The organism is Stenotrophomonas sp. 1337 (assembly GCF_031455455.1).
Lineage (GTDB): Bacteria > Pseudomonadota > Gammaproteobacteria > Xanthomonadales > Xanthomonadaceae > Stenotrophomonas > Stenotrophomonas indicatrix.
Genome location: NZ_JAVDSR010000002.1, coordinates 438,008 through 446,774, shown reverse-complemented (window position 1 = coordinate 446,774; position 8,767 = coordinate 438,008). Strand labels below are relative to the sequence as shown.

9 protein-coding genes are annotated in these 8,767 nt (G+C 66.3%); 5 read left to right on the top strand and 4 right to left on the bottom strand.

Going from position 1 to position 8,767, the window contains the following annotated elements; all coding sequences use genetic code 11:
- Positions 1-446: 446 nt before the first annotated feature.
- Positions 447-1,655: a tyrosine--tRNA ligase gene (tyrS, locus tag J2X70_RS05985; protein ID WP_309909420.1), complete on the bottom strand. Its 1,209-nt coding sequence runs from the start codon at positions 1,653-1,655 to the stop codon at positions 447-449.
- Positions 1,656-1,822: 167 nt separating this feature from the next.
- On the opposite strand from tyrS, the gene J2X70_RS05980 reads away from it, so the two are divergent.
- Entirely contained in the window at positions 1,823-3,292 is a 1,470-nt protein-coding gene (locus J2X70_RS05980) for a peptidoglycan DD-metalloendopeptidase family protein (protein WP_025879426.1), read from the top strand.
- 64 nt (positions 3,293-3,356) lie between these two features.
- Positions 3,357-4,484 (top strand): anhydro-N-acetylmuramic acid kinase, encoded by a 1,128-nt coding sequence (locus J2X70_RS05975; RefSeq protein ID WP_080277682.1) that lies wholly within the window; start codon positions 3,357-3,359, stop codon positions 4,482-4,484.
- 87 nt (positions 4,485-4,571) lie between these two features.
- Here J2X70_RS05975 and J2X70_RS05970 read toward each other — a convergent pair whose 3' ends face one another.
- The 3 genes from J2X70_RS05970 to J2X70_RS05960 form a co-directional block, all read right to left on the bottom strand.
- The gene (locus J2X70_RS05970) at positions 4,572-4,802 is read right to left on the bottom strand and encodes a hypothetical protein (RefSeq protein WP_025879428.1); all 231 of its coding nucleotides are present in this window, start codon (positions 4,800-4,802) and stop codon (positions 4,572-4,574) included.
- 77 nt (positions 4,803-4,879) lie between these two features.
- A complete protein-coding gene (locus J2X70_RS05965; RefSeq protein ID WP_059064137.1) occupies positions 4,880-6,184 on the bottom strand; it encodes an MFS transporter in 1,305 nt (434 codons plus the stop codon).
- Complete coding sequence (locus J2X70_RS05960; RefSeq protein ID WP_033832834.1) at positions 6,181-6,981, bottom strand: exodeoxyribonuclease III; 801 nt, start codon at positions 6,979-6,981, stop codon at positions 6,181-6,183. Before J2X70_RS05960 ends, J2X70_RS05965 begins: the two co-directional genes overlap by 4 nt.
- A 163-nt stretch (positions 6,982-7,144) precedes the next feature.
- Between J2X70_RS05960 and pyrE the strand changes: the two genes are divergently transcribed.
- The 3 genes from pyrE to J2X70_RS05945 all read left to right on the top strand — a co-directional run bounded on the left by pyrE (position 7,145) and on the right by J2X70_RS05945 (position 8,765).
- On the top strand, positions 7,145-7,804 hold the full coding sequence (gene pyrE / locus J2X70_RS05955) for an orotate phosphoribosyltransferase (protein WP_025879424.1): 660 nt from the start codon (positions 7,145-7,147) through the stop codon (positions 7,802-7,804).
- Positions 7,805-7,822: 18 nt separating this feature from the next.
- Positions 7,823-8,497 carry a hypothetical protein gene (locus J2X70_RS05950; protein WP_025879423.1) on the top strand — a complete coding sequence of 225 codons (675 nt, stop codon included), beginning with the start codon at positions 7,823-7,825 and terminating at the stop codon, positions 8,495-8,497.
- Positions 8,498-8,672: 175 nt separating this feature from the next.
- Positions 8,673-8,765 carry a potassium-transporting ATPase subunit F gene (locus J2X70_RS05945; protein ID WP_005407770.1) on the top strand — a complete coding sequence of 31 codons (93 nt, stop codon included), beginning with the start codon at positions 8,673-8,675 and terminating at the stop codon, positions 8,763-8,765.
- Positions 8,766-8,767 lie beyond the last annotated feature (2 nt).

The following is an 8,767-nucleotide window of genomic DNA, read 5'->3' as shown; positions in this document are numbered from 1 at the left end:
CAATTAATAGTTGCTTGATCAAACGTCTGCAAGATGGACAATCATCCTTCCTGCAGGCGCCTTCACAAGATACCTGCGCATACTTTCAAAGATCCGGGGAAGTGGCCTCAGCGCCATTCCCGTGTGCTGCGAAGTTTCCTTCGTAGCGAGCCGCCTATTATGCCGGACTTTTCGAGTCCGTCAACACCTTTCGTTCGATCATCTCGTTCGTCGGTGGTGGCGTCCCTTGTGTCGCTGAAGCCCCTTGTTGGCGACCCCTGCGACGGGGGAGGGAAAGTATGTCCCTATTCGCGGCCTTTGTGAAGGGGGTGTGGCAACTTTTTTCATCGGATGTTGCATCCGTTCATGCAAAGGCGCCGCCACAGGCCCCGCGAACAGCGGCAGAGCGTCAGCGCCGCTCTGCAGGAGCAGAAGCAGGGGCCGGCTGCGCCGGCCCCTGCCTCCGGTCAGGCAGCGACCAGGCGCACGCGGGCGAAGGTGCGCTTGCCGACCTGCAGCAGCCCCTCGAAGCCGGGCTGCAGTACCTGTTGGCCGTCTTCCAGCACTTCACCGTCCACCTTCACCGCACGCTCCTTGAGCTTGCGGTTGGCCTCGGAGTTGCTCGGGGTCAGGCCGGCGGCGGTCAGCAGGGCCGCGATGCGCAGGCCCTCGGCCGGGATGGCCACATCCTGCAGCGGCAGCTGGGTGATGTCGCCCTGCCCGGTAACGGCAGCTTCCCAGCCGGCAATCGCCTGCTCTGCCGCTGCGGCATCGTGGAACCGGGTAGCCAGTTCACGGGCCAGGCGCAGCTTGACCACGCGCGGATTCAGGCCGGCGGCGATCTGCTCGCGCAGGGAGGCCGCTTCGGCCTGGCTGATATCGAAGGACAGCAGCTCGATCCAACGCCACATCAGGGCATCATCGACCTTCATGGTCTTGGTGACGATATCGATGGCCGGCTCGCTGATGCCGATGTAGTTGCCCAGCGACTTGGACATCTTGTTGACGCCGTCCAGGCCTTCCAGCAGCGGCATGGTCAGCACCACCTGCGGCTTCTGGCCGTGGTGTTCCTGCAGGCCACGGCCCATCAGCAGGTTGAACTTCTGGTCGGTACCGCCCAGCTCGACGTCCGCTTCCAGGGCCACCGAGTCGTAGCCCTGCACCAGCGGGTACAGGAATTCGTGGATGGCGATCGACTGCTGGGCGGCATAGCGCTTGGCGAAGTCGTCGCGCTCGAGCATGCGTGCCACGGTGTGCTGGCCGGCCAGGCGGATCATGTCGGCCGCGCTCATCTTGCCGAACCACTCCGAATTGAAGCGGACCTCGGTGCGGCTGCGGTCCAGCACCTTGAACACCTGTTCCTCGTAGGTACGGGCGTTGGCCAGCACGTCGTCGCGGCTGAGCGGCTTGCGGGTCAGGCTCTTGCCGGAGGGGTCGCCGATCATGCCGGTGAAGTCGCCGATCAGGAAAATGACCTGGTGGCCGAGGTCCTGGAACTGACGCATCTTGTTCAGCAGCACCGTGTGGCCCAGGTGCAGGTCAGGCGCGGTGGGGTCGAAGCCGGCCTTGATGCGCAGCGGGCGGCCTTCCTGCAGGCGCGCGCGCAGATCCTCGAGCTTGAGGATCTCGTCGGCACCGCGGCCGATCAGGGCAAGGGCTTCTTCAATCGAGGACACGTGACTACTCCCGGCAACGCCGTTTCTTATGTGGGGTGTTAAAGCGAAGTTAACCCGATCGGCTTCACAAAAGCCAATAGGCACAAGGGTTTGACGCGAATTTGTTAGGTGTCTATGTTACCGGCGTTTGGGCCCGCGTTCCCGGGTCAGCCAGAGACCGACATCTGATGCTCAATTCCGATCAAGGCCGCGCTCGCAAGCAGCGCTTCCAGGAACGACTCCACGTCCTGCACGACAACGCCCTGCACCGGAAGCTGAGGCAACACCTTCCCGCTGCGTTCAATGAGCGCTGGACGCGGCGTCATTGGATGCACGCCAGCCTGTTTGTGACCATTGGCGCGCTGGTGGCCACGATCGTGCCGGGCTTCTCGCACACCATCGATGCGCCCTACGCCGACAGCCACACCAGCCTGGCACTGCCGTTGCCGCCGTTGGCAATGGCCCGCCAGCAGCAGATCCCCGGCGACAGCTGGCAGGTGCTGCGGGTGCAGCGCGGGCAGACCCTGAGCGACCTGTTCGACAAGGCCGGCATCTCCGCCACCACCCTGCACCGGGTGCTGGACCATCCGGGTGCGCGCGAATCGCTGACCAAGCTGCGCCCGGGTGCCGAGATCGCCTTCGACATGCCGCTGTCCGGTGACCTGCGCAGCATCCGCTTCGACCGCGATGCCGACAACCGGGTCGAACTGAGCCTGAGCGGCGATGACATCAAGGAAACGGTGACCAAGCGCGAGACATCCACGCGCACGGTGGTCACCAGCGGCGAGATCACCAGTTCGCTGTATGCGGCCGCGCGCCGCGCCGGACTGTCACCGTCGGCAATCGCGACGATGACCGACGACATCTTCAAGTACGACATCGACTTCTCCAAGGACCTGCAGCCGGGCGACCGCTTCAGCGTGGTGATGGATGAGACCTGGCGCGAGGGCGAGAAGGTCGATACCAGCAAGATCCTGGCGGCGACCTTCACCACCGGCGGCAAGACCTATTCCGGCTTCCGCTTCGACCGCAACGGCAAGTCCGAGTACTACGACATCAGCGGCCGTTCGCTGAAGAAGAGCTTCATCCGCATGCCGATCCCGTTCGCACGGCTGAGTTCGACCTTCGGCGCGCGCAAACACCCGGTGCTGGGCAAGATGCGCATGCACAAGGGCGTGGACTACGCCGCGCGGACCGGTACCCCGATCATGGCCGCCGGCGATGCGCGGGTGCAGTTCGTCGGCGTGCAGCGCGGTTATGGCAACGTGGTGATCCTCGACCACGGCCGTGGCCACACCACCCTGTACGGCCATATGTCGCGCTTTGCCGGGATCAAGAATGGCCAGCGCGTGGCCCAGGGCACGGTGATCGGCTACGTCGGCTCGACCGGCCTGGCGACCGGCCCGCACCTGCACTACGAATTCCGCGTCAACGGTGAGCACCGCAACCCGCTGACGGTGACCATGCCGCCGCCGGAGCCGCTTAAGGGCGCCGAGCTGGTGGCCTTCCGGGCGCAGACCGCGCCGGCGATGGCCCGCATCCAGGGCATGGAGAAGCTGATCTACGCCGACGCCAGCCCCGCGCCGGCCGCCGAAAGCGCGAGCACCGAGGTGGCCAGCGCCAAGGACAAGGCGCCGGCAGGCCGCAAGCGCGGCTGAGCCCTGCGTTGACGAAGGAGGACACGGCAGCACAAGCTTGCCGTGTCCTTTTTTTATGCCCGCCATGAACACCACTGCCGATCCGTCCCTTCCCCTCTACCTGGGCCTGATGTCGGGCACCAGCGCTGACGGCATCGATGCCGCGCTGGTGCAGTTCCCGGCCGATGGGGGGTGCCGCTTCGTGCACGGGCTGACCGCCCGCTGGGAGCCGGTGCTGCGGGCGCGGCTGGTGGCCCTCGGCGAAGGCGGCCCGCTGCAGTCGCTGGAGGAGCTGGGCGAACTGGACGCGCGGATTGCGATCAGCTTCGCCGCCGCCGCCAACCAGCTGCTGGAAGAAGCCGGTGTCGACCGTTCGCAGGTACGAGCCATCGGCTCGCACGGGCAGACGGTGCGCCATCGACCGTTGGCCGACCCGGCCTTCACCGTGCAGCTGGGTGACGGCAACCGCATCGCCGAGCTGACCGGCATCACCACCGTGTGCGATTTCCGCCGCCGTGACGTTGCCGCCGGTGGCCATGGCGCGCCGCTGATGCCGGCCTTCCACCTGGACATGCTGGGTGCGGCCGATGAGGACCGTGCGGTGCTGAACCTGGGCGGGATCGCCAACCTGACCCTGATTCCCCGCGAGGGCGTCGTGCGTGGCTTCGATACCGGCCCGGCCAACGCGCTGATGGATGCCTGGTGCCAACGCCATACCGGGCGCAGCTTCGATGCTGACGGCGCCTACGCAGCCAGCGGTGCGGTGGATGACAGCCTGCTGGCCGGCTGGCGCGCGGATCCGTGGTTCGCGCTGCCGCCGCCCAAGAGCACCGGGCGCGAGCAGTTCCACCTGCCGTGGGCCGAAGCACACATGGAGGAAGGCCAGTTCGCCGCAGCCGATGTGCAGGCGACACTGCTGGAGCTGACCGCGGCGACGGTGGTTGATGCGCTGCTGGCCCAGCAGCCGCACACCCGGCGGGTGCTGGTGTGCGGCGGTGGCGTGCGCAATACGCAGTTGATGCGGCGGCTGGCGGCGCGGTTGCCGGGCGTGGTGGTGGAGTCCACGGCGCTGCACGGGCTGGACCCGGAGTATGTGGAGGCGATGGGGTTTGCCTGGCTGGCGCAGCGGACGATGGACGGGCTGCCGGGCAACCTGCCGAGCGTGACCGGGGCGACGGGGCCGCGGATTCTCGGGGCGATTCATCCGGCGTGAGGTGACGCCATCCGCCGGGCATGGCCCGGCGTTACCCGTCGGCGGCGCGCGGTAGCGCCGGGCCATGCCCGGCGACCCGACATCAGATCAATCGAAGCCCTGGCCGGCCGGCAGCGCCTGCAGTGCGGCGATCGCGTCGGAAAGCGCGTCGACTTCGGGATCGCCGAAGCCGGAGCGGACCTCCAGTTCACTGCTGAACAGGCCCTGCTCCAGCAGGACCGCGCAGGTCTGTTCGTGGGTCCAGCCACGGGCCACCGAGACCCGTTTGATGCGTTCCAGCAGCAGCGGGTCCAGGTCCCGCAGCACTACGTCGGCCATGCTCACTTCCCCGTTCGCAAGGCACCGCCCCCTCGGCGCGTCGGGGCGATCATCCCGCAGTAAGCACGGACAGGCAATCAGGCGGCGGGGGACGGCCCACGATCAACGATGCGTGGCCACAGCCAAGCCAGCAGCAGCATGGTGGGCACCACCGTGACGGCGCTGAGCATGAAGAAGGTGCTGTACGAGGTGGCCTCCACGATGTAACCGGAAACGCCGCCGACGAACTTGCCCGGCAGGTTGGCCAGCGATACCAGCAGGGCATACTGGGTTGCGGTGAAGTTGCGATCGGTCAGCGAAGACATGAAAGCCACCAGCACCGTGCCGGCAAAGCCCTGGAACAGGTTGTCGGCGCTGAGCGCGGCGTAGAACGCCCACAACTGCCCCGGATTGTGCGCCATCAGCAGGAAGGCCAGATTCGACAGGGCCACACCCAGCGCCGCGACAAGCAGCATCCGGCGGAAACCGAAGGCGGCGACGGCGATACCGCCAAGGAACGCCCCACCAATACCCATCCACACGCCGAACAGCTTGGAGACCGTCGCGATGTCGGCCTTGTCGAAGCCCGAATCGAGATAGAAGGGTCCGGCCATCACGCCGATGACCTGGTCGGGAAACTTGAAGAACCCGACGAACGCCAGCAGCGCCAGCGCCAGTGCCATGCCGTTGCGGGTGAAGAAGCTGGTGATCGGCTGTACGAACGCTTCGGCAATGTCGATGCGGCGCTGCACGGCGTTGGCCGGGCGCTCCGGTTCGCGGCAGAACAGCGTGGTGATGATCGGCAGGATCATCAATCCGGCCATGGCCAGATAGGCAATGATCCAGCCTTCGAACTGTGCCAGGTACAAGGCGCCGGCACCGGCCAGGATCAGGCCGATGCGATAGCCCAGCGTGTACGTGGCGGCCAACGCGGCCTGCGCGGTCTGCGGCGCGATCTCGATGCGGTAGGCGTCGACCACTGAATCCTGGGTGGCACCTGCAAACGATGCTACCAGTACCCAGGCCACCAGCGGCCACACGCCCTGCTCTGGCCGCACGAACGCCAGTGCCACCAGGCCCACCAGCACCAGGATCTGCGAGACCAGCAGCCACGAGCGGCGGCGACCGAGGAACCCCAGCAACGGAAACGCGTAGCGATCAAGCAGGGGTGCCCAGACGAACTTGAGCAGGTAGAAGAAGCTGGCCAGGCTGATCAGGCCGATGCTGCCCAGATCGAGGCCGACATCGCGCAGACGGGTGGACAGGGTCTGCGAGGCGATCAGCAGGAACGGCAGGCCACTACCGAAGCCCAGCAGGGCCATGGTCAGCGCCGAGGGCGTACCGAACGCACGCTTGATGCCGGCCCAGCCCTTGTAGCCGGCAGGCTTGGCAGCCTCGGTCACAGGTCGTAGTCCACGATGAACGGCGCGTGGTCGGAGAAGCGCTGGTCGCGGTAGATCGAGCAGCTGCGCAGGTGGTCACGCAGGCCCGGGGTGATGAACTGGTAGTCGATGCGCCAACCAACGTTGTTGGCGCGGGCGGCGCCACGGTTGCTCCACCAGGTGTAGTCCTCGCCGGTCGGGTTGAGCAGGCGGTAGGCATCGGCCCAGCCGCGACCTGCGCCCACATCGGTGGCCTGGCCATGGTCGGCACACAGGGCATTGAGCCAGTCGCGTTCCTCGGGCAGGCAGCCGGAGTTCTTCTGGTTGGACTTCCAGTTCTTGATGTCCAGCGCCGAGCGGACGATGTTCCAGTCGCCACACAGCACGTAGTCGCGGCCACTGCGCGCCCATTCCTCGAGGATCGGCCGCAGCCACTCCATCACTTCGAACTTGAAGCCCTGGCGCAGGTCGCCCGAACTGCCTGACGGGATATAGAAGGAGACCACGCTGAGGTTGCCGAAGCGGGCCTCGATGTAGCGGCCTTCGTCGTCGAACGGGGCCCAGCCCAGCGAGGTGATGACCTGGTCCGGTTCGCGCTTGCTGTAGATCGCCACGCCGCTGTAGCCCTTCTTGGTGATGGCATCGCGGTAGAAGCAATGGTGGCCGTCCGGGCGGAACATCGGGTCGGTCAGCTGGTCTTCCTGGGCCTTGGTCTCCTGGATGCAGAGGACGTCGGCGTCCTGGCCACGGAACCAGTCGAGGAAGCCCTTGGTGGCGGCCGAGCGGATGCCATTGGCGTTGAAGCTGATGATGCGCATGCGGAAGAACCTACGGCGGGAAACCGGGCAAGCATACCGGTTGCCTGCCGGGCTGAGCAGCCCGCGGGGGCAGCTGCCGATACCTGCGTGAAGGGGCCGGACGAGCGCAGAAAGCCCAGCTGGATTAGGATTTGCGCTCCAAATGAAGATGAATCGAGTTTTGATGAGCGACCACCGTCACCGTTTCCTGCAGCTGGCCCTGACCGCCGATGCCCTGCGCTTCGGCCAGTTCACCCTCAAGTCCGGCCGGCTGAGCCCCTATTTCTTCAACGCCGGCCGTTTCGACTCCGGTTCCCTGCTGTCGCAGCTGGGTGCGTGCTATTCCGACGCCATCGACGCCACCGGGATCAAGTACGACGTGGTGTTCGGCCCGGCCTACAAGGGCATTCCGCTGGCCACCGCAATGGCCTGCGAGCTGGCCCAGCGTGGCCGCGACCTGCCGCTGTCGTTCAACCGCAAGGAAGTGAAGGACCATGGTGAAGGCGGCCAGTTGATCGGCGCCGACATGACCGGCAAGCGCGTGCTGATCGTCGACGACGTGATCACCGCCGGCACCGCCATCCGCGAGGCGCTGGCGATCATCCGCGCTGCGGGCGGTATTCCGGCCGGCATCGTGGTCGCCCTGGACCGCCAGGAGATCGCCTCGGACAGCGACCATCGCTCCGCCGCACAGGCCGTGGCCGAAGAAGCCGGCATCCCGGTGATCGCCGTGGCGACGCTGGCCGACCTGCTTGATTTCGCGTCCGGAAATCCGGAACTTGTAGGCTACCGGCAGCCGCTGGAGGCCTATCGCGCCCAGTACGGCGTCCGTTCCACGCGCTGATCACCAGGGGGAAGTCGCATGTTCCGAGTTCCTGCCATCGTCGCCGCCAGCCTGCTGCTGGTGATGCCGCAGACGCTGCTGGCACAGTCCAGCGGCAAGGCCGCAGACAAGAAGCTGTACTGCTGGAACGAGGGCAAGGAGCGGATCTGCAGCGACGCGCTGCCGGCCGATGCGGTCAACCACGCCCGTGATGAGTTCAGCGCCAACAGCGGCCTGCGCAACGCGCAGGTGCAGCGCGCGTTGAGCGATGAGGAACGCGCTGCCGCCAGCACGGCGGCGGCGCAGGTCCAGCTGGATCAGATGGCCGAGCAGACCCGGCAGCGTACCGAACAGGCGATGCTGACCACCTACGGTGATGAGAATGCGCTGCGGCGCGTGTTCGCCGAGCGCCAGGAGGTGCTCGACAACAACCTCAAGACCGCCCAGTACAACGTGGCCAGCCTGCGCGAATCGCTGGTGGCCCTGCTTGCTGCCGCCGGCGACCGCGAACTGGCCGGCGGCAAGGTAGCCGACAAGCAGGCCCAGGCGATCGGCCAGCGCCATGCGCAGCTGCAGTCGCAGCAACGGCTGCTGGCCAGTTTCGAACAGCAGCAGCAGGCATTGAAGGTCGAAATCGAAAGCAGCCTGCAGCGCTATCGGCAGCTGAAGGGATTGGCGCCGGTGGACGTGCCGGCACAGACCCCGGCGGGTTGAGCGGCGCGCTGCTCGCCCGGCATGGCCCGGCGCTGCCGCTTGCCGGGTTACGGCCTGGACCCTGAAATTTATGCACTCTTTACGCGTCGGCCCTGTCCGGCGCGTAGTGCGTTTATGGGGGCGGAGACGACGATGACGGCCTGAGGTGGAGGGGTTCCACCAGGTCTCAAATTCCATGTCCCCCTGGCTGTCGTTGCTGTGTGGCGTGCTGGTGCTGGTTGCCGCCGCCTATCTTCTTTATGTCGTGCTGCGGCCCGAGTCGTTCTGAGC

Excerpts from the sequence above, each read along its gene's own strand:
- J2X70_RS05980 (WP_025879426.1), top strand. The coding sequence starts at position 1,823 with ATGCTCAATTCCGATCAAGGCCGCGCTCGCAAGCAGCGCTTCCAGGAA.
- J2X70_RS05945 (WP_005407770.1), top strand. The coding sequence starts at position 8,673 with ATGTCCCCCTGGCTGTCGTTGCTGTGTGGCGTGCTGGTGCTGGTTGCC.
- J2X70_RS05975 (WP_080277682.1), top strand. The coding sequence starts at position 3,357 with ATGAACACCACTGCCGATCCGTCCCTTCCCCTCTACCTGGGCCTGATG.
- J2X70_RS05970 (WP_025879428.1), bottom strand. The coding sequence starts at position 4,802 with ATGGCCGACGTAGTGCTGCGGGACCTGGACCCGCTGCTGCTGGAACGC.
- J2X70_RS05960 (WP_033832834.1), bottom strand. The coding sequence starts at position 6,981 with ATGCGCATCATCAGCTTCAACGCCAATGGCATCCGCTCGGCCGCCACC.
- pyrE (WP_025879424.1), top strand. The coding sequence starts at position 7,145 with ATGAGCGACCACCGTCACCGTTTCCTGCAGCTGGCCCTGACCGCCGAT.
- J2X70_RS05950 (WP_025879423.1), top strand. The coding sequence starts at position 7,823 with ATGTTCCGAGTTCCTGCCATCGTCGCCGCCAGCCTGCTGCTGGTGATG.